Origin of the sequence: Actinoallomurus soli (assembly GCF_024055715.1) — a bacterium.
Lineage (GTDB): Bacteria > Actinomycetota > Actinomycetes > Streptosporangiales > Streptosporangiaceae > Actinoallomurus > Actinoallomurus soli.
This window is the reverse complement of the sequence record NZ_JAMXMV010000017.1, coordinates 155,675-180,414: the sequence shown is the minus strand read 5'-3', so window position 1 is coordinate 180,414 and position 24,740 is coordinate 155,675. Positions and strand designations below refer to the sequence as shown.

The 24,740-nt window shown below is 71.3% G+C and carries 20 protein-coding genes; 13 read left to right on the top strand and 7 right to left on the bottom strand.

Features of this window, described 5'->3' with window-relative positions; translation table 11 throughout:
* Positions 1–254: 254 nt before the first annotated feature.
* From NDW01_RS32660 to NDW01_RS32650, 3 genes are all read left to right on the top strand, one after another.
* Positions 255–1,235: an alpha/beta hydrolase gene (locus NDW01_RS32660; protein WP_252828205.1), complete on the top strand. Its 981-nt coding sequence runs from the start codon at positions 255–257 to the stop codon at positions 1,233–1,235.
* 201 nt (positions 1,236–1,436) lie between these two features.
* Positions 1,437–2,255 carry an SGNH/GDSL hydrolase family protein gene (locus NDW01_RS32655; RefSeq protein WP_252828204.1) on the top strand — a complete coding sequence of 273 codons (819 nt, stop codon included), beginning with the start codon at positions 1,437–1,439 and terminating at the stop codon, positions 2,253–2,255.
* Between the two features lie 205 nt (positions 2,256–2,460).
* A complete protein-coding gene (locus NDW01_RS32650; RefSeq protein ID WP_252828203.1) occupies positions 2,461–3,186 on the top strand; it encodes a DUF4253 domain-containing protein in 726 nt (241 codons plus the stop codon).
* Between the two features lie 33 nt (positions 3,187–3,219).
* Here the strand turns inward: NDW01_RS32650 and NDW01_RS32645 are convergent, their stop codons facing one another.
* Positions 3,220–3,492, bottom strand: coding sequence for a winged helix-turn-helix domain-containing protein (locus NDW01_RS32645; protein WP_252828202.1), 273 nt, complete (start codon positions 3,490–3,492; stop codon positions 3,220–3,222).
* Positions 3,493–3,715: 223 nt separating this feature from the next.
* Here NDW01_RS32645 and NDW01_RS32640 point away from each other — a divergent pair, with 223 nt between their 5' ends.
* Positions 3,716–3,904: a hypothetical protein gene (locus NDW01_RS32640; RefSeq protein ID WP_252828201.1), complete on the top strand. Its 189-nt coding sequence runs from the start codon at positions 3,716–3,718 to the stop codon at positions 3,902–3,904.
* Between the two features lie 554 nt (positions 3,905–4,458).
* Entirely contained in the window at positions 4,459–6,180 is a 1,722-nt protein-coding gene (locus tag NDW01_RS32635) for a tetratricopeptide repeat protein (RefSeq protein ID WP_406567777.1), read from the top strand.
* Here the strand turns inward: NDW01_RS32635 and NDW01_RS32630 are convergent.
* The 4 genes from NDW01_RS32630 to NDW01_RS32615 form a co-directional block, all read right to left on the bottom strand.
* Entirely contained in the window at positions 6,078–6,617 is a 540-nt protein-coding gene (locus NDW01_RS32630; RefSeq protein WP_252828199.1) for a hypothetical protein, read from the bottom strand. The two genes, NDW01_RS32635 and NDW01_RS32630, sit on opposite strands and share 103 nt — an antisense overlap.
* Positions 6,614–7,828: a hypothetical protein gene (locus NDW01_RS32625; protein WP_252828198.1), complete on the bottom strand. Its 1,215-nt coding sequence runs from the start codon at positions 7,826–7,828 to the stop codon at positions 6,614–6,616. The genes NDW01_RS32630 and NDW01_RS32625 overlap by 4 nt, the downstream gene beginning before the upstream one ends.
* 219 nt (positions 7,829–8,047) lie before the next feature.
* Positions 8,048–11,065 (bottom strand): AfsR/SARP family transcriptional regulator, encoded by a 3,018-nt coding sequence (locus NDW01_RS32620; protein WP_252828197.1) that lies wholly within the window; start codon positions 11,063–11,065, stop codon positions 8,048–8,050.
* A 376-nt stretch (positions 11,066–11,441) separates the two neighbouring features.
* Positions 11,442–12,587 carry an IS4 family transposase gene (locus NDW01_RS32615; RefSeq protein ID WP_252828196.1) on the bottom strand — a complete coding sequence of 382 codons (1,146 nt, stop codon included), beginning with the start codon at positions 12,585–12,587 and terminating at the stop codon, positions 11,442–11,444.
* Between the two features lie 57 nt (positions 12,588–12,644).
* On the opposite strand from NDW01_RS32615, the gene NDW01_RS32610 reads away from it, so the two are divergent.
* From NDW01_RS32610 to NDW01_RS32590, 5 genes are all read left to right on the top strand, one after another.
* A complete protein-coding gene (locus NDW01_RS32610) occupies positions 12,645–12,872 on the top strand; it encodes a hypothetical protein (protein ID WP_252828195.1) in 228 nt (75 codons plus the stop codon).
* A gap of 225 nt (positions 12,873–13,097) precedes the next feature.
* Complete coding sequence (gene nhaA / locus NDW01_RS32605) at positions 13,098–14,987, top strand: Na+/H+ antiporter NhaA (protein WP_252828194.1); 1,890 nt, start codon at positions 13,098–13,100, stop codon at positions 14,985–14,987.
* 98 nt (positions 14,988–15,085) lie between these two features.
* Positions 15,086–15,352 (top strand): hypothetical protein, encoded by a 267-nt coding sequence (locus NDW01_RS32600; RefSeq protein WP_252786089.1) that lies wholly within the window; start codon positions 15,086–15,088, stop codon positions 15,350–15,352.
* A gap of 160 nt (positions 15,353–15,512) precedes the next feature.
* Positions 15,513–16,187, top strand: coding sequence for a TetR family transcriptional regulator (locus NDW01_RS32595; protein WP_252828193.1), 675 nt, complete (start codon positions 15,513–15,515; stop codon positions 16,185–16,187).
* A 123-nt stretch (positions 16,188–16,310) separates the two neighbouring features.
* Entirely contained in the window at positions 16,311–17,774 is a 1,464-nt protein-coding gene (locus NDW01_RS32590; RefSeq protein ID WP_252828192.1) for an AMP-binding protein, read from the top strand.
* Between the two features lie 17 nt (positions 17,775–17,791).
* On the opposite strand, the gene NDW01_RS32585 is transcribed toward NDW01_RS32590, so the two are convergent.
* Positions 17,792–18,400 (bottom strand): class I SAM-dependent methyltransferase, encoded by a 609-nt coding sequence (locus tag NDW01_RS32585; RefSeq protein ID WP_252828191.1) that lies wholly within the window; start codon positions 18,398–18,400, stop codon positions 17,792–17,794.
* A 111-nt stretch (positions 18,401–18,511) separates the two neighbouring features.
* On the opposite strand from NDW01_RS32585, the gene NDW01_RS32580 reads away from it, so the two are divergent.
* Both NDW01_RS32580 and NDW01_RS32575 read left to right on the top strand, forming a co-directional pair.
* A complete protein-coding gene (locus tag NDW01_RS32580; protein WP_252828190.1) occupies positions 18,512–18,973 on the top strand; it encodes an SRPBCC family protein in 462 nt (153 codons plus the stop codon).
* Between the two features lie 198 nt (positions 18,974–19,171).
* Positions 19,172–22,714 carry an FG-GAP-like repeat-containing protein gene (locus NDW01_RS32575; protein WP_252828189.1) on the top strand — a complete coding sequence of 1,181 codons (3,543 nt, stop codon included), beginning with the start codon at positions 19,172–19,174 and terminating at the stop codon, positions 22,712–22,714.
* A 66-nt stretch (positions 22,715–22,780) separates the two neighbouring features.
* Here the strand turns inward: NDW01_RS32575 and NDW01_RS32570 are convergent, their stop codons facing one another.
* Positions 22,781–23,146 (bottom strand): histone-like nucleoid-structuring protein Lsr2, encoded by a 366-nt coding sequence (locus tag NDW01_RS32570; RefSeq protein ID WP_252786098.1) that lies wholly within the window; start codon positions 23,144–23,146, stop codon positions 22,781–22,783.
* Positions 23,147–23,446: 300 nt separating this feature from the next.
* On the opposite strand from NDW01_RS32570, the gene NDW01_RS32565 reads away from it, so the two are divergent.
* Positions 23,447–24,703 carry a PP2C family protein-serine/threonine phosphatase gene (locus tag NDW01_RS32565; protein WP_252828188.1) on the top strand — a complete coding sequence of 419 codons (1,257 nt, stop codon included), beginning with the start codon at positions 23,447–23,449 and terminating at the stop codon, positions 24,701–24,703.
* The last annotated feature ends 37 nt before the right edge of the window (positions 24,704–24,740 follow it).

The following is a 24,740-nucleotide window of genomic DNA, read 5'->3' as shown; positions in this document are numbered from 1 at the left end:
TCGGTTGTGCCGGACCGGGAGCGGCTGGGTGGGTCCGGTGGGATGGGGGGGCGGCGGGGGCGAACCAACGACCCCGGCCGCCCGTCTCACTTCGCAGCGGCCCGACCACGGCATGGTGACAATCGAAGTGACCTATGCTGTGGCCCGGTGCCGCGTGGGAGCCTCTTCCAGAGCCGGCCGGCGGGTGCGCGGCCGGCCTCGTCCGGATCCGGCTCCCGCTCACGCCGTGCCTCGTCACCTGGAGGATCCCCCGTATGATCACACCTCGACTGCCTCGTACCCGTGGACTCAGCAGGTGCCTGGCGGCCGTCGCGGTCGTGATCGCGATCTGGGTGACGACCCTCGGCGCGGGACGCGTCAACATGTACGCCAAGCCCGGGGCCCTGCCGGCCCTGTCGGTGTCGACCCTCGCCGCCCGCTATAAGGCGAACCGCCGCGCGATGGGGGCCGCGCTGAAGACGGCGCGACGGATCCAGGACTTCGCGATGGCCCGGTCGCTGACCCGCCTCATGACGCCCGGCCGCCAGTTCCTGTTCTTCGACGCGCGCGGCACCGGCCGTGGCGTCGAGGTCCTCGGTGACCTCGCGCACGCGCGGCGGGTGGCGATCCTGGTGCCGGGCGCCGACACGACCCTGACGACGTTCGACGTCCGAGGGAGCCGGCCGTACGCCACGCCGGGCGGCGGGGCGCGGGCGCTGCTCGGCCAGGCCCGCCGGATCGAGCCGGGTACGAATCTGGCCGTGGTCGCCTGGCTGGGCTACAGCCCGCCGAAGGTGACGAGCCCGGGGGTCATCACGGACTTCCGCGCCGACACGGGCGCGGCCCGGCTCCGCCGGTTCGTGACCGATGTCCACCGCCTCAACCCGTCCGCCGACACGACCCTGCTCTGTCACAGCTACGGATCGGTCGTGTGCGGTGAGGCGGTCAGAGGCCTGCCCGTCAACGCCGTGGCGGCGTTCGGGAGCCCGGGGATGTCGGCGTCCAGCGCGGCCGGCCTGGGCACGCGGGCCCGGGTCTGGGCGGGGCGTGGGGCGAGCGACTGGATCGGGATGGTCCCGCATGTGCGGGTGCTCGGACTGGGTTTCGGCACCGACCCGGTGTCGCCGGCGTTCGGCGCGCGGGTCTTCGCGGCCGGGCCCGGAGGCCACGGTGACTACCTGCGCCCGGGATCGGTTTCACTGCGCAATCTCGCGCTGATCGCGCTCGGCCGCGACTCCCAGGTGGCCCTCGCCTGAGAAACCGCAGGTCGACCCGTGCCTTTCACCGGAACGCCGAAATCGACCGTCTCTGACAATAGTTAACAAATCTGACATCTGTTCCGTCGGATGTCAACGACTGAATCGGTCACGAAAACTGGCCGATTTCGGCTTCTCCTCAAACGGGGATTTCGGTGCTTGAGTTAGTCGAGCCTCCGTCCCCCCCATTCAGGAGAGTCGATGAAACTCCCCCGCCTCGTCGTCTCCGCAGCGTGTGCGCTGGCCGTTTCGGCCGCCACCGTGGCCGGCGCCGCCACCTCCGCCTCGGCGTCGACGACCAATTACGTTGCGCTCGGCGACTCGTACTCGTCGGGCACCGGTGCCGGTTCGTACGACCTGGACAGCGCCTGCCAGCGCAGCAGCAACGCCTACCCCGCCAAGTGGGCCGCCGCGCACTCCCCCGCCTCGTTCGCGTTCGCCGCCTGCGCCGGCGCCAAGACCGGCGACGTGCTGAACAGCCAGCTCGGCTCGCTCAACTCGAGCACCTCGCTGGTGAGCATCACGATCGGCGGCAACGACGCCGGATTCAGCAACGTCATGCAGACCTGCGTCCTGAGTTCGGACTCGTCCTGCGTCAGCGCGGTGAACACCGCGAAGAACTTCGCCGACACGCAGCTTCCGGGCCTGCTGAACAACGTCTACTCGTCGATCCGGTCGAAGGCCCCGAACGCGCACGTCGTCGTGCTCGACTATCCGCACCTTTACATCACCAACGACTCCGGGTGCATCGGGATGAGCCACACCAAGCACGTCGCCCTGAACAGCGCCGCCGACGAGCTCGACACCGTGATCGGCAAGGCCGCGGCCAACGCCGGGTTCACCTTCGCCGACGTACGCGGCCAGTTCGCCGGGCACGAGCTGTGCTCGGGCGACAACTGGCTCAACGCGGTGACCTGGCCGATCGGCAACTCCTACCACCCGACGGCGACCGGCCACGCCAGCGGTTACCTGCCGGTCTTCAGCGGCCAGACGGCGCTCGCCGCGGCCTCGAAGAGCTGAGGTCCGCGGCCTCGGAAGAGCCGAGGCCCGCAGACTCCGGACCATGCGGCCGGGCCGCCCGCACACGGGCGGCCCGGCCGCACTACGATCTCCGCAGCGCCGGGATCCGCCCGGCGCCGGAGCGACTGCGATGGACTATCACGAACGGCTGCCGCCAGAAGTGGCTGAACTCTTCCCCGACGGCGGCGCCGGTCGGACACTCTCAGTGACACTCCCGTCCGGATACGTGGTCTGGCCCGACCCGGGCTACCCGCAGCATCAGCCGGCCAAGCGGCCCGCCTTCTGGATCAGCGACGACCCGGCGCCGTGCGCGCTGTGGTCCCGGCTGCGGGCCGAGACCCACGCGTCGGGTCTGTGGCCGGTGATGCTGGAGGACACCACGCAGCCGTGGTCCACCGGCCAGATCGCACCCGAGCCGATCGACGAGATCGACAACTACGACGCGGCCGCGTTCATGGCCGAGGTCTGGGCCGAATGGGACGAGCCCGCCGCGGACATCACCCCCTTCGGCCGCTACTCCCCCGGCCTGGCCCCTCCGGGTGAGCGGAGAGAGGATCCCGACGCCCTCGCCGGGCGGTGCGTGGAGGTCCTCGACGGGCGGCCCCTGGGGCTCGTGCCCGTGACCCGCGGCGCCGACGCGCTGACCGCGATGGGGTGGCAGGGCGCGCGTCACCACAATCCCTGGACCGCGCCCCTTTCGGCGGTGGTGCGCAGCTGGGAGGACCGGTTCGGGGCGCGCCTCATCGGGATCGGGTTCAACACGCTGGAGCTGAGCGTCGCCGCGCCGCCGACCACCTTCCGGCACGCGCTGCACGTCGCGGCCGAGCACTGGACGTTCTGCCCGGAGGTCATCCTGCAGGGGCCCGGGACCCTGGAAGGGCACGCCGAGGAGATCTGCGGCAGCTCCCTGTGGTCCTTCTGGTGGGAGTGACCGACCCTCAGGTGAGGCCGGGCCGGATCACCCTCACCCGTCGGCGCCGTCGTCCTTCTTCGGCGCGCGGATGTAGGTGCCCTTCGCGGGAAGGGTGATGACCAGCCGGCGTTCCCGTAGGTCACGGACGGCGCGCCGGGCGGTGCCGAGCGCCACGCCGTACTCCACCGCGAGGTCGCGCTCCCCCGGGAGCCGCGTGGCGGGCCGCAGCTCGCCCTTCTCGATGCGCTTCGCGATGTGGTCGGCGACCTGCTTGTAACGGTATTCCGGGTCAGATTCGTCGAAAACCGGCTTCTCGTCGCTCACGGAGATCACGCTAGAGCACCGTTGAGCTGCACGAACGCACAGGTAGCGGCCTACCGCTATACACCGCTCTATGGAGCTGCTAGGTTACTCACCGAGAGGCCAGACGTTCTGGCGGCCGCTTTCATCGGTGGGTTGGCGGGCCGCCTCGAGCGTCCGGGGGGCGGTGGCGCGCGGGGACTGGACGGTGGCGCCACCGCCCCGGGGGGACGGAGGGCGAAGGTTCATGGGCGATGACGACACCGACCGGGCCCGGCGGATCCAGGCGGCACTGGACGACTTCCGCGCGACACTGGCGAGCGTCCCGGTCGTCGGTGTCGCGCACTGGTCCGAGCTCGAGCAGCTCACCGACCTGATCCGGCGCCATCCGCGAGCGGCCCGCCGGATCCTCGCGGATCTCCCCGACGAGCGGTGACTCCGAGCGCCGGGAGGCGCCGGCCCGCCCGGCGAACGACGCGGCACCAACAGACCGCCTTGCAGATGGTCTTGATCCGCTTTAGCGTTGATGAACTGCACTCGATATCCGAGGTGTTCTTCGTGACCGAGCACGCTGACCGCGAGCAGGAGTCAGAGCCCGAAATCACAAGCAACACCATCCGTGATGCCGCCCTGGGCGCCAGCGTCCAAGCGCGGTCCATTGAGGGGAACATCATTTTCAACGCCGCTCCCCCGGCATCGCATCCGACACCAGCACAATTACCGATATGTCCCTCGCATTTCACGAACCGTGAGCAAGAGATCGCCACGCTGCAACGCCTGGCGCGTGACGCCGCGGAAGACGCTCGGACGATGCTCGCCGTAATCACGGGTCAAGGGGGGATCGGGAAGACGACGCTCGGCCTGTGCTGGCTCCGGAGCGTCAGCTCCGGCTACCCCGACGGCCAGCTCTATATCGACCTCCAAGGATATTCCGGAATACCCCATTTGACACCTGAAGAAGGCCTGGCCAGTCTTCTTCGATCGCTGGGCGTGGCCGCCGGTGATGTTCCACTTGCGGCGGAGGAGCAGTCGGCGTTGTTCCGGTCCCTGACCACCGGACGGCGACTCATCATCGTGCTCGACAACGCCGTCTCCGCCGCACAGGTGCGGCCTTTGCTCCCCGGTAACGGCCCGAACATTGTGATCATCACGGCGCGGCGGCAGCTGTCGGGCCTGGCGATGCACGGAGCGACGTTCCTGGACCTCGACCCGCTCGACCACACCGGTGCGCGGACCCTGCTCGACCGCATGCTCGGCAGCGACCGCACGGCGAGGGAGGCGGGCAAGGCCAGGGAGCTCGCGGAGCTGTGCGGGCGGCTGCCCCTCGCGCTGTGCACGTCCGCGGCGCGGCTGGCGACCCGGCGCCGGTGGCCCATCTCCCGCCTGGTCGACGAGCTCAACGACGAGAGACGCCGGCTGGCCGCCCTGCACGTCGACGACGACCTGTCCGTACGAGCGGTCTTCGACGCGTCGTACGCCGCGCTGCCCGACGACGCGGCATGCGCGTACCGGCTGCTCGGCCTGCACCCCGGCCCCGACTTCGACCTCGCGGCCGCCGCCGCGGCGGCCGGGCTCGACACGGAGGCGGCCGCCCGTGTCCTGGACGTCCTCGTCGACGCCAACCTGCTCCAGGAAACCGACGACGACCGTTACCGGTTCCACGACCTGTTGCGCCTGCACGCGCGGTCCGCCGCCGACCGGGACGAGACGCCGGCCGCCCGCGGCGCCGCGATCCGACGAATCGTCGACCACTACCTGCGCGGGGCGGCCGTGGCGGACGTGAGCGTGATCCCCGGGCGGTGGCGGCTCAGGGACCACCATACGGACGCCGAGCTCCTCCCCCTGCTCGACAGGGAGGACGCCCTCGCCTGGCTCGAGTCGGAACGCACCAACCTCGTCGCCGTGCAGCGGCTCGCGGCCGAGCACGGCCACGACCGTGAGACGTGGGAGGTCTGTGAGGCGCTGTGGCCGTTGTTCGTCTACCGCAAGCACTACCGCGACTGGCTCGCCACCCACGAGCTCGGCCTGAACGCGGCGCGCGCCTGCGGGGACCGTCGCGCCGAGGCACGGATCCTCGAACAGCTCGGCTCCGCACACCTGAACCTCAAGGACTTCGCGGCCGCACTGGATCACGCGTCGCGGGCCGTGGCGCTGGAAAGGGCGACCGATCATCCGACCGGTGAGGCCACCGCCCTGGAGATCCGCGGGCTGGCCGAGCTGGCCCTCGGACGGCCGGACGACGCGATCGAGACCTTCACCATGTCCCTGCGTCTCAACGAACGCCTCGGCGTCCGCCGGGGCATGGCGATCATGGCGCGCCGCCTCGGTGACGCGCTGCGAACCGCCGGACGGCCCGAGGACAGCGTCCGGCACCTGGTCGAGGCCCGGGAGTTCTTCCACGCCGACGGGGACCCCTACAACGAGGTCCGGTCGCTTGACAGCCTTGCCCGCTCCTATTTGGAGCTGCGGCGGGTCGACGAGGCCGAGCGGGCGCTGCGCACGGCGGTGGACCTCAGCGAGTCGATCGGCGCCACCCATGAGGCCGCCAACGCCCACGTGGCCCTCGCGGACATGGCGGTCCGGCGCGGCCGGCCCCGGGACGAGCGGGCTCATCTCGAGTCGGCGCTGGCGATGTACGAGGCCCACGGCGCGCCCGACGCGGAGGAGGTCAGGACACGCCTCGCCCGGATCCGGCAGTCCGGGCCGCCATGAGCGGGCAGCAGGGACGCCCCGGTCAGGGACCGCAGGGACCTCCCGATGACCAGCCAGGTGTGCACGAACGACGCGAACGCCCCCGGCGGATACCAGGAGGGGACGTCGATCACCCATCCGCCGCCCGGGACGGCCACCCGCTCACACGCTTCCTCGACGACCGCGAGGAGCGCGCCGCTCGGACCCGTCCGGGCGCCCGGTCCGGCCCGTACGATCACGTCGGCCACGGCCAGCCAGGCCGGGTCCTCCTCGTCCGCCTCCGCCCGCAGGTGCTCGTCGGTCACCCGGCCGGGCTCGTACGGGCAGGAGAGGGGAAGCGACGCCGACACCACCGAGATGACCGTCTCCCCGATCCGGACGGCCGGTCCCCGGGACGCGGGGCCGGCGAGCGGGAGGGATCCGACGCGGAGTTCGTTGCGCACCAGCCGCACGGTCACCGGACCACCTCCAGCGGCCGGGGCGGCGCGACGGGCTCGACACGCGCCGCCGAGGGCGGCTCGGGCAACCCCAGCAGTTCGTACATCCGGCGGCGCAGGATCGCCGCCGCCTGCCCCGGGCGGGAGGTGAGCCGCGACCGCAGCGCGGCCGAGGGGCCGGGCGTGCAGGCGGCGATCTGCGGCTCCAGCGGCCGGTGCTGATCGAGCCGTGGCGCCGATCGCCCCAGCAGTGCGACCGCGGAACCGGCCATCACGTCCTCGTCCGGGAACGCCGCGAGGAGGGTCGGGACCCCGAGAGCGGCCCCGTAGCCGGTCACCGAGCCGTGGTCGCCGATGAGACGGTCGGCGGCCACCAGGGCCGCCTGCCAGCCCTGTTCGGGAGGAAGGATCCGTACGCCCAGCCGCCGGCAGTCGTCGAACCACGCCGCCACCTGCCGGCGGCCGTGCCAGCACCAGATGTTCGGGTGGAACGCGACCACGATCCGGTACCGGTCCGAGGGCAGCTCCCGGGCCAGCCGGAGCGGCAGATCGTCGTGGCGGCCCAGGAGGGACCGCGGTCCCCAGGTGGAGGAGACGAACACCAGCGTCTGGTCGGGCCCGGCGCCCAGCGCCTGCCGGTAGGCCGCCCGCCGGCCGGCGCCGGCGAGCATCCGGTCGAAGGTCGGATCGCCGGCGACGAAGGTGACGGGCAGCGCGTCCGGGCACACCTCGCCCACCTGCAGGACCTGGCTCTCGTGGGCGACCGCCAGGGCGGACGGGATGACCCTCCCCCCTGCCGCGATCGCGTCGGCCCGCAGGCCCGGCAGGGGACGACGCCCGGCCGGGCCCCGTCCCGCCCAGCGATGGACGAGGACGCCGGGCGGCGCGCCGTGCGGCAGCGTCAGGACCGGCGCGTGCAGGTCCTGGAGCCGGCCGTCGCCGGCCGCGATCGCGAGGTCGAACGACGTCCGGATCGCCTGGTGGTACGGGATGAGGAGGCCGCCCAGGTCGCGCAGGTGGTCCCCCGCCCCGACGCGCAGCACCGACGCCGGCGACTCGGTGTAGACGACCTGGATCCGCCGGTCGCCCTCCACCAGCGGAACGACGTCGGCGAGCCGCGTCGCCGCCGTGAGGTGGTGCACCACCACCAGGACGCTGCGCCTCCCGGCGAGCGTCGTCCCCTTTGCCGCGTCGAGCCCGTACGGCCCCGGTCTCCACTCATCACAGGTCATCGCCGACCTCCCGGCTCAGGTCCTCGGTGGACCGCTCGAGCCCACAGTGGGCCGGGAGGGTGGATCGGCCGCTTGCAGCCGGCGGGATGACGTCCTTGCACGGCTGCTCAGGGCGGCTCAGAAGGCCACGCGGCTCAGAAGGCCACGCGGCTCAGAAGGCCACGCGGTTCAGGAGGCCACGCGGTTCAGGAGGCCACGCGGTTCAGGAGGCCACGCGGTTCAGGAGGCCACGCCGTCCAGGGCCGTGAGGCGCAGCGCCAGCGAGCGCGCCTCGGGAACGGCCAGCGCCTGGAAGAGATCGAGCGCCTGCCGCCAGCGGATCTTCGCCGCCTGGCTGCCGTGCAGGTGCAGCGTCACGGTGGCGACGCCGTCATGGATCCGTGCCTCTTGGTAGAGATCGCCCATCTCGCGCGCCGTCGCCAGGGCCTCCCGATAGCAGTCGAGGGCGTCCTGATAGCGGCCGATGCCCCGATAGGCGTCGCCCATCCCCCGGATCGCCCACGTGCGTTCGAACGAGTCGGCGATCGCCTCGGCGATGGCCCTGGCCTTCTTGTGATGGATCAGCGCCTCGTCGTAGCGGTCCATCATCTGGTAGGTGGTTCCGATGTTGTTCAGGACGTCGGCGATGTTCTTACGGTCCCCCGTCTCACGGAACACGACGAGTGCTTCGCGGTAGGCGTCGATGGCCGGCCGGTATCTCCCCTTGTACTGCAGGACGTTGGCGAGGTTGTTCTTCAGTATCGCGCTGTTCTGCCGGCCCGAGATCTGGCTGAAGATGGCCAGCGACTCCTGGTAGAGACTGGTCGCCTCCCGGTGGAACCCGCGCTGCCGCAGCGCTTCTCCCATGTTGTTCAGCGTCTTCGCCTCGCCGCGGCGGTCCCCGACCCGCCGGTACAGGGCGAGCGCCCGGCGCAGGCAGTCCATCGCGTCTTCGCAGCGGCCCAAGTGCCAGCGGGCGATGCCGCAGTGCGCCAGGCTGTCCGCCTGGCCCCGGTCGTCGCCGATCCTCCGGTAGAGGGCGAGCGCCTCCTGCCCGTAGGCCAGGGCCTCTCGGTTCCTTCCGGAGGACCAGTGGATGACACCGATGTGGTCGAGTGATTCGGCCTCGGCTTGGGGATCCCGAAGCTCGCGGTAGGCGTCGAGGGCGCGTTGGGCGTGGTCCAGCGCATCGCGGAGACGCCCGGTACGGAGCCGGTCGAGGCTGAGTTCGGCCGACGCCTGGGCGAGGTGACGAGCGTCCCCGAGTTCCCGGGCGGCCCGGAGCGCGCGTTCGTGGATCGTCGCCGCCTGCCCCCACTTCCCGGCGGTGTCCAGGAACGCCGCCATCGCGTGCGCGAGACGGACGCCCTGGGTCTTCCATTCGTGGTCGATCGCGTATTCGATCACGCGGAGGCTGTTACGCCACTCCGCCTCCATCCACGCGTGCGCGTCTTCCCGGGTGTTCACGACGGGAACGTCCTCCGCCGGGCGGGACGACGCCGTCGCGGTTCTTCGACGATGCGGATGGAGCAGCCGATCGGCGCGCTGCGCGCTGCGCAGGTAATAGTCCAGAAGCCGGCCCAGCGCCCTGCGCCGCTCTTGTGAGGAGTCTTCGCGTTCGGCCCGATCGCAGGCGTACCCCCGGATGAGGTCGTGGAAGGAGAGCCGCCCTTCCGGCCCCCGGTTGAGGAGGTGGGATTCGACGAGGCCGTCGATGACGGGCGCGACGTCCGATGGCGTCGTACCGCACAGGGCGGCTGCGGCATGCGTCGTGATGTCGATACAGGGATCGATTCCGAGCCGGCGGAAGACCCGCCGTTGGTCCGGCGAGAGCCTCTGGTAGGACGATTCGAAGGCGGCCTGGACGGCGTCGCCGCCGACGCCGACATCGAGGATGGTCGATCCGGCGGTCTGGAGATCATCGACGACCTCCGGCGGCCGTGATCCGGCCCCGCTCCCGATCTGGCTCGCGACCAGATGAATCGCCAGGGGCAGGTGGCCGCACAGGTTCACGATCCGGGTGGCGGTCTCCTCGTCGACGGCGTCGCCGGCGTCGGCCAGGCGGTTGAACAGCACCAGGGATTCGTCCGGCGACAGTGTCTCCAGGGAGATCTGCCGCAGGCCGTCGAGGTTCTTGAGCCTGTTCCTGGCGGTGATGATGGTGAAACAGTCCCGCGCGGCGGGAATGAGGGGCCTGACCTGATCTCCGTCCGCGGCGTCATCGAGCACGATGATCGCCCGCCGCCCTGCCATCTCGGCCTGCCACATGGCGGCGCGCCGCGCCGGCGTCGGAGGAACGCTACCGGCCGGAACGCCGAGCATGGTGAGCAGTTCCGCTAGGGCGCCGGCAGGAGCGAGATGGGGATGGTGGGGATCGTGGGCGTGCAACGGCAGCAGCAACTGGGCGTCGGGATAACGATCGGCGAGGATGTGCGCCGCGTGAACCGCGAGGGTGGTCTTACCCACTCCGGGCATGCCTTCGACGACCACCGCCTGAATTCCCGTTCTGCGCTGATCCGTACCGGTGAGGGCGCGCAGTTCGCGGGTCCGTCCGGTGAAGTGGACCGTGCGCGGCGGTAACGTCTTGGGCTGCGGGCCATGGCCGGGGCTCCGGTGCCGTGGTGTGATGGCCAATTCGCCGTCGCGGGCGAGGATCTGGTGTTGCAGTCTCTGTAGCGTGGCTCCGGGGTCCGCGCCCTGAGTCTCCATCAGCCGCCGCTGGATCCCGCGATAGACGGCCAGCGCGTCGGCCTGGCGGTCGCTTCGGTAGAGGGCGAGCATTAGCTGGGCGGCGAACCGTTCGTCCAGGGGATACCTGGCGACCAGGCGGTGCAGTTCACCGATGATCTCGATGTGGCGGCCCAGACTCAATTCGAGCTCGATGCGTTTCAGCCGGGCGCGGCGGCGTTCCTCCTCAAGGCTTCGGCGCATGGCCGGTGTCCACTCGCCCGGCAGACCGGCCAGCGGCTCACCGCGCCAGAGCTCATCCGCCTGCAGGAGCAGGCCTACCGCCGCCGTCGCGTCGCCGCTGTCGGCGATCGCGTCGGCCTGGCGCCCCAGCCGGCGGAATCGGTGCAGGTCGACGGAGTCGGGATCGGTCGTGAGCGTGTAGGTCTGAGCGTTCGACGTGATCTGCGCGTCACTGCCGGCAGCACGGAGGCGCCCGCGCGTCCGGGAGATATAACTGGACAGATTGCTCCGCGCCTTGCCGGGAGGATCATCCCCCCAGAGCCGGGCCGTGAGGACGTCGCAGGACATCGGCCGGCCGCATTGCATCAACAAGAGGGCGAGGACGCATCGCTCCATCGGCGAACCGAGATCGTGCGAACGCCCATCGATCAATAGTTCGATGGGACCGAACAGATGAAACGCGACGTCACCGGAATTTCGGTCCGTCTCCATCCGCCGTGGACCTCCGCTCACCGCAGACCGCTTGTCCCACAACTCGCGGAAAAGCCTGCGGCACGCTCACATGGGGCCAAATGTGCGACGGATCTGGCCAAGACGTCAAGGTATCGGCTTTCTTCCCCACAGGCTGGAAATGCATACTCGTGAAGAATGTTTCACCCCAGCGTTATTCATTCCTACCAGCGGGATGCAATAACTCCACCATCCAGGGGCGCAAGCCACTTCCTTAGCAGCTACCCCCGCGCCACGGTTTGAGGCTGATCCGGCTGGCGTCCAGGCCCACGCCGGTGACGGCCGCCCAGACCAGATCGCGTATCGCCTGGTAGACGCAGAGCAACGCCCAGGTCTCCTGATAGACCACTTCGGGCGACTTCGAACGCAGATCCGGCTCTCCCGCGCGCTTGTCCTTGATGACGGAGATGGACTCGCGTATCCGCCACCTGCGGGCGTACAACTGGGCGAGCTCGATCGCCGGCGCCTTGTCCGGGTCGGTCAACGAGGTGATCAGCGTGAACGACTCCGGATCCTCCCCTTCCTCGCCCTCGACGGTGTACTCGACGACCCTTACGCGTACGGGCGTCCCCGCCATCGTTGGACCGGTCCACAGGTCGGCCAGGTAGGTGCCGTCGTCGAGGACCTCCACGGGCGGGCCCGCGGCCGAGTCCGTCCGCCACACCAGCCACAGCCCGCGCTCGGTCAGCGAGCTCCACACCTCCGCCCCCGCGAAGCTCCGCCCCGCCAGGAGAAGCGTGTTCTCGTCCACCGAATCGGCGAGTTGGACCGCCCGTCTGTGCGCAGCCGACCGGTCGCCCTCCACCACCGCGTCGATGACGGCACCGGTCGCGCATTCGGCGAGGGCGATCACTCGGACCTGGGGAGGCCTCCGCGGGTCCGGCCGGCAGAACGCCTCGTCGTTGGCGGTCGTGTCCGGGACGTCCACCGCCAGTCCGTCCACCGAGCAGACCCGCCGGTCCCGCCAGAACGCCCCCGGAGTCCCCTGGTCGCCGACCGGGCCCGCGACCTCGCCGAACAGAGCCTCCATCACCTGCCAGCCCAGCCGGGCCCGGGCCTTGGCGATCGCCCCCGTGGTCGGGACCGTCTTGCCGCCCCAATCGGCGCGGATCCAGGCCAGGCCGTCGAGGAGCCTGCCCAGCACGGCGTCGTATCCGGCCCTCGCCCAGACCCACAGGGCCAGCGTGAAGTAGACGGTGAGCCCGGCGGGGAGCACGCGGGTGCGCTGCTCACCTACGCCGGCCTCCTTCACAACGGCGTCGACCAGCGTCGGCGGGAACGTCTTGGCCAGCAGGCCCACCATCACCCTGTCCGGCAGTCGATCGTCGGCGGTCCGCTTCTCCCGAGTGAGGCCGGCCATGCACGAATCTCCTTAAGTCAGTGGTATCGCGGCGATCTCTCGCGTAACCTTCACTCCGTGCAACCCACCCCCAACAGCAACACCGACCGCAGCACGCCCATCAACAAGAAAGCCCTGGCAGGCGCAGCCGCGGGTGTGATCGCGGCCACCGGCGTGGCGGTCATCGCACTCGGCGCCGGCTTGGGACACGCCCGGGACCGGCAGGCGCATCCTAGGGCGAACCACGTCCAGGCGGCTCCGGAAATCTGGATGCCGTCGGCGTCCCCGGAGATCTGGATGCCGTAGAACCGTTCCGGAGTTCTCCGCCTAGCTAGACGAAGCTCACAAAGCACCCCGTCCGGCCTAAAAGACGTAAAGGTTGCGCCCCAGGAAACCCCGACTGGGGCTCACCTCGAGAACCGCCGCTTCCCGGCCTCTGAGGCACCACCAGGGCAGGAGATGATCTCCGGGCCCCGGACGACCCGGTCGGCGCCTGCCCGACCTGCCCCTCACCTGCGTGAGAATTCGTGTATGACCGAATCTCGGGAGATGGCCCCGTACTCCGGCCGGACCGCGTGGGTGTGGAACCTGAAGACCCCGCTGCGAGAGTTCCTGCGGACCGAGACCGGCAGCGCGATGGTGCTGCTGGCCGCGACGATCGTCGCGCTGGTGTGGGCGAACGTCGACCCGTCATCGTACGAACGCCTCTGGCACGCGGCGCTGTCCATCCGCGTCGGCGGCTCGGGGTTGTCGCTGGACCTGCGGACCTGGGTGAACAGCGGCCTGATGACGTTCTTCTTCTTCGTCGTCGGCCTGGAGGCCCGCCGGGAGTTCGACATGGGCGAGTTGCGCGACCGCCGGCGTCTGGTGCTGCCGCTGGTCGCGGGCGTCGGCGGCATGATCGTCCCGATCGCCATCTACCTGGCGGCGAACGGCGGCGGCCCGGCGGCGCACGGCTGGGGCGTCGCGATGTCGACCGACACGGCGTTCGCGCTGGGGATGCTCAGCCTGGCCGCCGCCAAGCTCCCCGCACGGATGCACGCCTTCCTGCTCACGGTCACGGTCGTCGACGATTTCGTCGCCCTGGCGGTCATCGGCGTGTTCTACAGCGAGGCCGTCAGGTTGTCCGCACTTCTGGCGGCGCTCGTCATCTTCGCCGCGATCCTGCTCGTCCGCGCGACGGGCGTGCGGTACGGGATCGTCTTCCTGCTGCTGGGCGCGGCGGGGTGGGTCGCGATGCTCAAGTCCGGTGTCGAGCCCGTCGTCGTGGGCCTGGCGATGGGGCTGATCACGTACGCGTCGCCGGCCGCCCGCACGGACCTGGAGCGCGCCAGCGACCTGTTCCGGTCGTTCCGCGAGCAGCCGACCGCCGAACTGGCGCGGACCGCGACCAGCGGGCTGGCCTCGGCCATCTCTCCGAACGAGCGCCTGCAACTGCTGTTCCATCCCTGGACGAGTTACCTGATCGTTCCCCTGTTCGCCCTGGCCAACGCGGGCATCACGATCAGCGGCGGCCTGCTGTCCCGTGCGTTCACCTCCCCGATCACCCTCGGCATCCTCATCGCGTACGTGGTCGGTAAGCCGCTCGGGATCACCGCGTCGACGTGGCTGCTCACCCGGCTGAGCCGGGGCGGCGTCCGGCCGCCCGTCGGCTGGGCCGCCGTGCTCGGCGGCGGGACGATCGCGGGGATCGGCTTCACCGTGTCGCTGCTGATCGCGACGCTCGCCTTCAGCGGTCCGCCGCTGGAGGAGGCGAAGCTCGGCATTCTCGCGTCCGCGCTGGTCGCGTCGGTCCTGACCTGGGTGCTGTTCCGCCTGACCGCCATGCTCCCCACACAGCTCCGGCTGCGGGCGCTGATGGGCACGGCCGAGGGCATCGTCGACCTCGCGGTGCCGGTCGACCCGGACCGCGACCACATCCGCGGCCCCGAGCGGGACGCGCTGGTGACGCTGGTCGAGTACGGCGACTTCGAGTGCCCGTACTGCGGCCAGGCCGAGCCGGTCGTCCGCGAACTGCTGGCCGGGTACGGCGACGTGCGGTACGTCTGGCGGCACCTCCCGCTGCAGGACGTGCACCCGAACGCGCAGTTCGCCGCCGAGGCGAGTGAGGCCGCGGCCGCGCAGGGGGCGTTCTGGGAGATGCACGACACGCTGATGGACCACCAGGGCGACCTGCGGCTCGGTGACCTCATCCGGTACGCCGAAGAGCTCGGGCTGGACGTCGCGCGATTCCGCCGGGACCTGCGCGAGCAGACCGGCGCCTCCCGGGTCGCCGAGGACGTCCAGTCGGCCGACCTCAGCGGCGTCTCCGGCACGCCGACGTTCTTCATCAACGGCCGCCGGCACCACGGCGCGTACGACATCGAGACGCTCACGGCGGCGGTGCGGGCCGCGAAGGCCCGCGCGCTGATCAGCGCCTGATCCAGGCCGAACGGGCCGAACGAGCCGGATGCGCCGGGGACGTACGAGAATGCGGCCGGATGCTCGTTTTCGAACACCAGTTCGAATAGAATGCGAGTATGAGACGGCGTGTGTACGACGAACCGGTCCAGGTAGAGGTCCTCGCCGATCGCCCCGCCCGCTTCACCTGGGACGGTTGCGGCTACGAAGTGATCACCTTCGTCAAGATGCTCGGGCTCCAGCGGCCCCGCGATGACGTCGACACCCAGCTGTGGCAGGTCCGGGCCCGCGCGGCCGGGAGCCAGACCCCGGCGACGTACGAGCTGCGCCGCGACCACGGCACGTGGCAGCTGGCCGCGGTCTGGGAGGCCGCCGGCCGACCCTGAGGCGGGACGGACCGGGCGGCCGGAGCACGGCTCCGGCCGCCTGGTCACGCCGAGGGAGCGCCCGGGCGGGCGCCGCGGTGCCCGCCCGGGGGTGCTCGCGCGGGCACCGCGGTCCCGCGTCCGCGTACGCTTGGGCCCCTACCGGAATGGGGGTGACGCGGTGGATCCGGCGGCCGTCGGCGGCGACCCGCCCGCCACCAAGCGCCTGCCCCGGGCCCAGCGGCGCGACCAGTTGCTCGCCGCGGCGGAGCGGGTCATCGCGCGGGACGGTCCCCAGGTCTCCATGGACGCCGTCGCCGCCGAGGCCGGTGTCTCCAAACCGATCGTCTACCGTCACTTCGGCGACAAGAACGGCCTGGCCCGCGCGGTCGGCGAGCGGTTCGCCGTCGCGTTGCTGGCCGACTGGCGCGCGGCGCTGGCCGCCCACGCCGATCCACGCGAACGCACCCACGCCGCCATCGACGTCATCCTGCGGCGGATCGACGAGGCCCCGCAGACCTACCGGTTCCTGACGCGGGGCAGCGCGGAGGGCGCTCCGGCCCTCGGCGACGCGCTCGACGCCTTCCTGCGCATGATCGGGGACGACCTGGCGGGCTTCATGGCGTCGGTGAACGAGGACAAGAGCCCCGAGCGGCAGGCACTGCTGCTGACCTGGGGACATGCCATGGTCGGGCTGGTGCGCAGCAGCGCGGACCTGTGGCTCGACCGGCGCCACGTCGGCCGGGAGGAGCTCGTCGCCCAGCTGACGGACCTTCTCTGGAGCGGGTTCGGGGACGCCGGCTGGATGACGGGCGGGCCGCCCGGCACACGCGGTGACGATGCCGGAACCGCTTGACACGGCGGTGCGGAGGAACCCTATGTTACGTGAAGTAACTTATCGACCCCATCGACGTACGGACCGCGGCCGGCCGCCCGCCGCGGATGAGCCGCAGCAGAGCCGCGAAGGAAGAGAAGCCACATGTCCGCAGGCACCGGAACCCCGCTCGGCGTCGCACTGACACGCCTCGCGGCGGCGGAACCCGAGACGCCGGCACTGACCTGCGGCGGGGTCACCCTGTCCCGGCGCGAGCTGGACGAGCGCGCGAACCGCCTCGCGTGGGAGCTGCGCGACCACGGCGTCCGCGTCGGCGACCGCGTCGCGATCGTCCTGCCGAACGGCGTCGACTTCGTCGTCGCGCTGCTGGCCGCCTGGAAGGCCGGCGGCACCCCGGTACCGGTCTCCGACCGCCTGCCGGCCGCCGAACGCGAGCCGGTGGTCGAGCTGGCCCGGCCCGTGGTCGTGATCGCCGCGAGCGGCCCCGGCACTCTTTCCCCGTCTGCGGGGGCCGGCCAGCCGGAGTCGGCGCCACCGGGCATCGTCCCGCAGCCCTGGAAGATCCTCGCCTCCGGTGGCAGCACCGGACGTCCCAAGCTGATCGCCACCGTGGAGCCCGGGATCGCCGAGCGCGCGGGCCTGTTCGGCCTCGGGGCGCAGATGCCGGAGGGCGGTGCGGCGCTGGTGACCGCGCCGCTGACGCACAACGGCCCGTTCATGTCCCTCACCGCGGCCCTGCTGTTCGGCAAGCACGTGGTCCTGATGGAGCGCTTCGACGCGGCGGAGGCGCTCCGGCTCGCCGAGCGGCACCGCGTCGACTGGATGTACGCCGTGCCGACGATGATGCACCGGATCTGGCGGCTGCCGGAGGCCGACCGCACGGCCGCGGACCTGTCGGCGCTGCGCGTGCTGTTCCACCTCGGCGCGCCGATCGCGCCGTGGCTCAAGCAGGCGTGGATCGACTGGCTCGGCCCGGAACGGATCTGGGAGCTGTACGCCGGGACCGAGGCGCAGGCCGTCACCCGCATCAGCGGCACCGAGTGGCTCGCCCACCGGGGCTCGGTCGGCCGCCCGCTGACCGGCGACATCGAGGTCCGTGACGAGCTCGGCCGGCCCCTCGGGCCGGGACGGGTCGGCCAGGTCTGGATGCGCCCGGACGCCGGGCCGACCTACACCTACATCGGCGCCACGGCCCGCTCCGACGGCCGCTGGGAGTGCCTGGGCGACCTCGGCTACATCGACGCCGACGGCTATCTCTACCTCACCGACCGCGACACCGACATGATCCTCGTCGGCGGGTCCAACGTGTACCCGGCCGAGATCGAGGGTGTCCTCGAAGAGCACCCGGCCGTACGCTCGGCCGCCGTCGTCGGGCTGCCCGACGAGGACCTCGGATCGGTGCCGCACGCCATCGTCCAGGCCGACACGGACGTCGACGAGGCGGCGCTGCTCGCCCACCTGCGCGAGCGACTCGCGGCGTACAAGCTCCCCCGGACGTTCGAGTTCGTCACCGAGCCGCTGCGCGACGACGCCGGGAAGATCCGCCGCGCCGCGCTCCGCGCCGCCCGCCTCCCCGCCGGGCCCCGCGCGGCCGCCGGAACCACCTGATCGCGGACGCTCGTCGGTCAGGGCCTGCGCCAGCGGACCGAGTAGCGCCAGTACAGGTGCCGCCGGAAGCGGGCGCCGGGCAGCAGCCGCAGGGCCTCCCTGCGCACCTGGCCCCAGCTCATCTCCGGGTCCGCCATCGGCATGCCCGCCGGATCCGCCTTGCCGCGGACGCGGTCGACGACCATGACGGCCGGCAGGACCGCGACGTCGCGCGCCCAGTCCAGAGGCGTACGGTTGCGGGCCAGGCCGACGACCACCAGGGTCCCGCCGGGGCGCAGCAGATCCGCCATCCGTGTCAGCGCGCTCGTGAAGTCCATGTGGTGGATCACCGCCACCGAGCAGACCAGGTCGTACGCGCCCTCGGGGAACGGGTGCCGGAGGAAGTCGGCCGCCACGAACTCCAGGCCGCCGGACGCGCCGGCGCGTTCGCGCGCCCGCCGGATCATCTCCGCCGAGCGGTCGACCCCGGTGACCCGGCGCGCCCGGGTCGCGAGCCGGCGGGCGAGCAGCCCCTCACCGCACCCGACGTCCAGCGCCGCCTCGCACGGGTCGGGCATCGCGTCGAGCACCAACCGGTGGTAGTGGGTGTTGTGGTTCCAGTAGTCGTGATCGTCGGTGTGGGTCATCGATCGATGATCTCGGATCGGAGGGCCGGCCGGATCGGACACTCGTTTATGTGCTGTTTCACCGGGTAGCGGAGGCACCTGACCGGAAAACGACTGCGAAGGAGATGGACGATGAGCAGTGTCATGGAGAGCATCGACGTCCACGTCCCGGTTCACACGGCGTACAACCAGTGGACCCAGTTCGAGGACTTCCCGCAGTTCATGGAGGGCGTGGAGGAGATCCGGCAGGTCAACGACACGCTCACGCACTGGAAGGTGAAGGTCGCAGGCGCGACCCGCGAGTACGACGCGCAGATCACCGAGCAGCGTCCCGACGAGCGCATCGCCTGGACCTCGGTGGAGGAGCCCAAGAACGCCGGCGTGGTGACCTTCCATCGGCTCGACGACGACAACACCCGGGTCGCCCTGCAGTTGGAGGTCGAGCCCGAGGGCTTCCTCGAGAACGTCGCCGACAAGACCGGAATGGTCAAGCACCGGGCGAAGAACGACCTCAAGCGCTTCAAGGAGTTCATCGAGGAGCGCGGCAGCGAGACCGGCGCCTGGCGCGGCAACGTCGACCGCCCGGACCAGTGACGTCCGCCTCCGGGCCGTCGCCGGACGGCACGGAGTCATGATCCTCGAGCAGGGCCGGGTCCGTCGCGGCGGGCCCGGCCTTCTCGCGTCTGCGCTAACGCGAGAAAAACTCATGTCCTCATCTGGTCAGAGGGCTACTCATCACCCGGCTGTTGGCGGACAGTGATCCACGCGGTCAACTGATCGAGGTGGTCCCCCGTGAGGCGTCTCCCGGCCGTCGTATGCGCCGTCGTACCCGCCCTGCTGATCATGCTCGCCCGGCCGGCGGCGGCGGACGTGTTCCCCGCCGGGCCGCCCAACGACCCGGACTACGCGCCCGTGGAGAACGGCGCGCCGGTGAGCTGTCTCACCACGGCCGCGCCGGGCGGGCAGCAGCACAACCTCTACTCCTTCATCCCGAAGTGCACGCCCCTCGCCAAGGACCCGGAGAAGGCCGCCGGGATGTCGGTCGACGCGGCCTGGCGGGACTACACGACCGGATCACCGGACACGGTGATCGCCTACGTCGAGGGCGGGATCAACTGGCACAACGGGGACGTCGCCGACCTCGCGAACAAGGTCTTCCTGAACACCGGCGAGCTGCCGAAACCCGCCGGGTCGGACACCTACGACCGGGACGGGGACGGCGCGGTCACCGCCGCCGACTACGCCGACGACCCACGCGTGCACGACACGAACGGCAACGGCGTCATCGACCCGGAGGACCTCATCGTCGCGTTCTCCGACGGCAAGGACGACGACGGGAACGGGTTCACCGACGACATCTCCGGCTGGGACTTCTACGACGACCAGAACGACCCCGCGACGCCCGACTCCACGTACGGCCACGCCAACGACCAGCAGCGGGTCGCGGCCGCGCAGGCCGACAACGGGAAGTTCGGCGTCGGCATCTGTCCCAAGTGCCGGCTGCTGCCGGTCCGCGCCGGCGACGAGGCGCTGGACCGTACGGACGACCTCGCGGCCGCGTGGCTGTACGCGGGCCGGGCCGGAGCCAAGGTCATCGTCAGCACGACGGCGGACCTGGGGTACTCCTCCGCGATGCGCCGCGCCGTGGACAAGTTCTGGAACGACGGCGTCGTCATGGTGGAGTCCAGCAACGACTTCGACTCCACGGACCACCAGGGCGGTATGTTCTGGCCGCACGTCATCCCCGGCAACGGCCTGGTCGCCAACGCCGCGGGCGCGCCGGGCGTCCTGGCCAACACGCTGACGAACACCTACCGCGAGCGCTCCAACCTCACGTCGTTCGGCGCGAAGGCGATGTTCTCGGTGGCCACGCAGGGCGGCTCGACGTCCGAGTCGACCCCGACGACCGGCGGGCTGTTCGGCCTGCTGCTCTCCTACGGCGCGCAGGCCGCGAAGGAGAAGAAGATCGACCGGCCGCTGACCAACGCCGAGGCGGTGCAGGTGCTGCGCGCGACCGCGAGCGACGTCGACGACGCGGGCCTGGGCTGGCCCGGACGGCCGGGATGGGACCGGCAATACGGCTACGGCCGCCCGAACGCCGCCAAGGCCCTCGCCGCGGTCGCCAAGGGCGACATCCCGCCCGCGACCTGGATCGAGAGCCCGGACTGGTACTCCCTGTACGACCCGGCGACGACCTCCTCCGTGCCGGTCACCGGGCACGTGGACGCCTCCCGCGCCGGGAGCTTCCATTATCGACTGGAGTTCGCGCCGGGCATCGAGCCCGCCGACTCGGCGTTCATCGAGGCCGGCACGGGGCAGGGCACCGGGACGTACGACGGCAAGGTGGGCACGCTCGACCTGAGCCGGCTGCCGCAGTCCTTCTGGGACAAGGCGTACGCGATGCCCGACGACAAGGAGCTGTCGGCGACCGAGCAGTACACCGTCACCCTGCGGCTGCGCGTGTGGGACGACGCGGGCCGGATGGGCGAGGAGCGCCGCGCCATCGCCGTCCACCACGACGACACGCTGCGGGCGGGGTTCCCGCAGCGCTTCGGGATCGGCGGGGAGAGCCAGCCCGCGCTCGCGGACCTGCAGGGCTCGGGCCACCAGGCCATCGTGTTCGGCGACGCCGACGGCCGGGTGCACGCCATCGACGGGGTGAGCGGCAGGGAGCTGTCCGGCTGGCCCGTGACGACGAACACCGAATCGGCCCGGATCCCCGGCTTCGACCCGGGCCATGAGCCGATCATCGCCCCGGTGGCCGTCGGCGACCTGTTCCACGACGGGCGCCAGGAGGTCGTGGTGACCAGCACGACCGGCCGGACGTACGTCTTCGACGCCCAGGGAAGGCTCCTGCCCGGCTGGCCCAAGACCCTGGACGCGGGCGTGAGCAAACCCGCGATCCCCCGGCCCGCGCTGCCCTACACCCGCCTCCCTCACCAGGGCGCGACCGCCTGTCCCGTCCTCGTCGACCTGGACGGCAAGCCCGGCCTGGAGATCGTGCAGGCCGGCTGGGACGGGCGGCTGCACGCCTGGCACGCGGACGGCTCGGACGTCCCCGGCTGGCCGGTGACCGTGGCGGACCCGCCGAAACCGGCCTCGGGGCTCACCGCGATCGACGACGCGAAGCTCGACGCCACCCCCGCCGTGGCCGACCTCGACGGCGACCACACACCGGAGATCGTGGTGCGCTCCCAGCACTCCGAGAGCCACGGGGCGGGCATCCAGGCGCTCGGCGCGAACTACGTGTACGCGTACCACGCCGACGGCTCGCCGGTGAAGGGCTGGCCGGTGCGGGTGCCGTCGATCATCACGTACTACGGCAGCGCGCAGGAGTTCATCACCGAGGCGGCGAACAGCCCGGCGGTCGCCGACGTGGACGGCGACGGCAAGGACGAGGTCGCCACCGGCCCGTCGTTCTCCGCGACCTTCCTCATCGGCGGCGACGGTACGATCCGGGGTGCCTACGGGCCGCTCAACAACCCGGCGTCCGCCCTGTTGAGCCACGACGCGGCGGCCGTACGGGCGCTGCTGACCGGCTCGTCGCCGACCCCGGCGGTGGACCTGCCCGCGTCGTTCACGACGAGCGGGGCGTTCGGGCGGTTCGGCGACGCCGGGCGGCTCGGGTACGCCGAGTCCGGGTCGGGCGCGGTGTCGCTGATCGCCGCGCTGCTGTACCCCGGCAGCGGCACCGCCATCGCCAACTACGAGCGCGGCTACGACGCCGCGACCACGCTCCCGGTCTCGGGATACCCGCACGCGCGGACCGGCCTGGACTTCCTCGGCGCGCCGCTGATCACGGACGTCACCGGGGACGGCAAGGCCGAGGTCGTCGACGGCGGGGACACCTCGACGATCCACGCGTTCACGCCATCCGGCCAGGCCGCCGGCTTCCCGAAGTTCACCGGCGGGTGGACGTTGTTCTCCCCGTCCGCCGGCGACCTGGACGGCGACGGCCGCACGGACCTGGTGACGACCACGCGCGAGGGTTATCTGTTCGCCTGGAAGACCGACGGCAAACCGGACGCCGAGTCATGGACCTACCACCACGATCAGCGGCGCACCGGGCGGTACGGGACGGACACCCGTCCACCCGGCGCCCTGCGCGACCTTCGCCAGGACGGCACGACCGTGAGCTTCGCCGCGCCGGGCGACGACGGGTACGCCGGCCGCGCCGCGACCTACCGCGTCGACGCCGACGGCAAGATCTCCACCGTCACGGCGACCGTGGACGCGGGCGGCCGGCAGAGTCTCACGATCCCGGCCGGCGCGCGGAAGGTCGTGGTGCAGGCCGTCGACGACGCCGGGAACCTCGGCCCGCCGGCGACCTTCTGAGGGACGACTCGCGGGAGGTGGCCCTCGAGAGGCGCCGTCGGTCTCGAACGGGCCGCCGGCGCCGTGTCACTCCTCCGGCTTGGCGTCCGGGTGGGCCTCGATGAACTTCTCGTAGACCTCGTCGGCGATCTTGCCCCGCTCGCTCACCTCGATGCCCTCGGCGACGGCCCATTCGCGTACGTCGCTGTTGGAGTAGCCGCGCAGGCGCGGCGCCGTGTCCGACGCGCTCTTACGGGCCCGGCCCGCTTGGCGGACCTTGGCCGCCTTCTCGATATACGGCGCGAGCTCTCCGAGGAGCTCTTCGAGACGCTTGAAGTTCTCATCGCCGAGATCGATGGTGTACGTTACGCCAGAAACCTCGAAATCCCGCTTGGCGACGTCTTCGCCGTCATGCCCATCCAAATCATCCACCATTACGACTTTCGTCGCCACGAGGTATTCCTCTCTCAGCTAACTTTGTCGGGGGTTAGGATAATACGAGCGTACGACAGTCGGTGACGCACGCCCGCGACGCCATCGGCCCGGAGCCATCGTCCCAGGTCGACGGGGTTGCCCGGCGGCGAGCCGCGAAGTGCCCCGGGATCCACCTGGTTCGCGCGTTATTCACCGAGCGATATTTACCGAATATCCCCCTTTGAGTGGCTATCCAATAATATCGCAGGGGACATCCGCCCGCGACGTCGCCCGCAGGCCGGGACGACATATCCGTCGCCACGGCCGCCATGCCGGAAAGTGACGGAGCCGGCCGCCCGGCGGCGCTATTCTCCCCACGAATGCAAGGCGATCGGCTGGGGGTGCGCCATAAGCGAGACACCGCGTTCGAGACCCGGACCGCTGCTGCGGTCCCTGCCGTTCGGCATGCTCGCGCTCGTCGCCCTGGTCGACTTCTGGGCGAGCCCGGACATCATATTCCGGCCGATGCTCGTCCTCGGCCCCGCCTTCGCGAGCCTGTGGTGCGGGATCCGGCGCACCGCGCTGGTGGGCCTCACCGCCCTGGCGCTGTCCGCCGCTCTCAGCTACCACCACCACACGCTCGGCCGCCGGCACAACACCCTCACGCTCCTCGCCATGGCCGGAGTCGCGGCGGCGAGCGTCGCGGCCAGCGCCGACCGCAAGAAGCGCGAGCGCATCCTCGCCGACGTCCGGTCCGTGGCCGAGGTGGCGCAGCGCGTGCTGCTCCGCCCCGTCCCCCGGCGCGTCGGATCCATCCACGTCGCCGTCGGTTACACCTCCGCGACGGCGGAGGCCAGCATCGGAGGCGACCTGTACGAGGTCACTCCCACCCCGTACGGCGTCCGGGTCATCGTCGGGGACGTTCAGGGCAAGGGCCTGGAGGCGGTCGAGACGGCCGCGGACGTCCTCGGCGCGTTCCGTGAGGCCGCCTACGACGAGCCCGACCTGACCGGCGTCGCGACCCGCATCGAGGCCGCGCTGCGCCGCCGCCTGGGCGCGGAGCCCACCGGCCGTCCGGTCCAGGAGGGCTCCGGCCGGCCGCCCGCGGCGGGCGCCGGGCGGACGGCGGCGGCCGGCTCCGGGCGCGCGGGAGCGGTCGGTTCCGGGCGGACGGCGGCGGAGGGCGCCGGCGAGAAGTTCGTCACGGCCGTGCTGGCCGAGTTCGGCGACGCCGAGATCGTCACGCTGCTCAACTACGGTCACCCTTCGCCGTTCGTGCTGCGCGGCGGCGGCGAAGGCCGGTTCGCCGAACCCGACGACGTCGCTCCGCCGTTCGGCCTGTCCGACCTCGGCGCCGCCGCCCCGCGCCCCTACCGCATCAAGTTCGCGCCCGCGGACCAGATGCTGCTGTACACCGACGGGGTCGTCGAGGCCCGCGACGGCGAGGGCCGCTTCTACCCGCTGGCCGAGCGCGCGCACCTGCTCACGGCCGCCGATCCCGAACAGGCGCTCGCAGACCTGCGCGCCGACGTCCTCCGGCACGTCGGCGGCCGCATCGCCGACGACGCGGCCATGCTCCTCATCCGGCGCAGGTGAGCCGGGGCGCGGGCGCGCCCGTACTCATGGCAGGCTG

Coding starts and splice junctions, on each gene's coding strand:
- NDW01_RS32660 (WP_252828205.1), top strand. CDS start 255: ATGATCACACCTCGACTGCCTCGTACCCGTGGACTCAGCAGGTGCCTG.
- NDW01_RS32655 (WP_252828204.1), top strand. CDS start 1,437: ATGAAACTCCCCCGCCTCGTCGTCTCCGCAGCGTGTGCGCTGGCCGTT.
- NDW01_RS32640 (WP_252828201.1), top strand. CDS start 3,716: ATGGGCGATGACGACACCGACCGGGCCCGGCGGATCCAGGCGGCACTG.
- NDW01_RS32625 (WP_252828198.1), bottom strand. CDS start 7,828: ATGACCTGTGATGAGTGGAGACCGGGGCCGTACGGGCTCGACGCGGCA.
- NDW01_RS32620 (WP_252828197.1), bottom strand. CDS start 11,065: ATGTCCTGCGACGTCCTCACGGCCCGGCTCTGGGGGGATGATCCTCCC.
- NDW01_RS32615 (WP_252828196.1), bottom strand. CDS start 12,587: ATGGCCGGCCTCACTCGGGAGAAGCGGACCGCCGACGATCGACTGCCG.
- nhaA (WP_252828194.1), top strand. CDS start 13,098: ATGACCGAATCTCGGGAGATGGCCCCGTACTCCGGCCGGACCGCGTGG.
- NDW01_RS32600 (WP_252786089.1), top strand. CDS start 15,086: ATGAGACGGCGTGTGTACGACGAACCGGTCCAGGTAGAGGTCCTCGCC.
- NDW01_RS32590 (WP_252828192.1), top strand. CDS start 16,311: ATGTCCGCAGGCACCGGAACCCCGCTCGGCGTCGCACTGACACGCCTC.
- NDW01_RS32585 (WP_252828191.1), bottom strand. CDS start 18,400: ATGACCCACACCGACGATCACGACTACTGGAACCACAACACCCACTAC.
- NDW01_RS32580 (WP_252828190.1), top strand. CDS start 18,512: ATGAGCAGTGTCATGGAGAGCATCGACGTCCACGTCCCGGTTCACACG.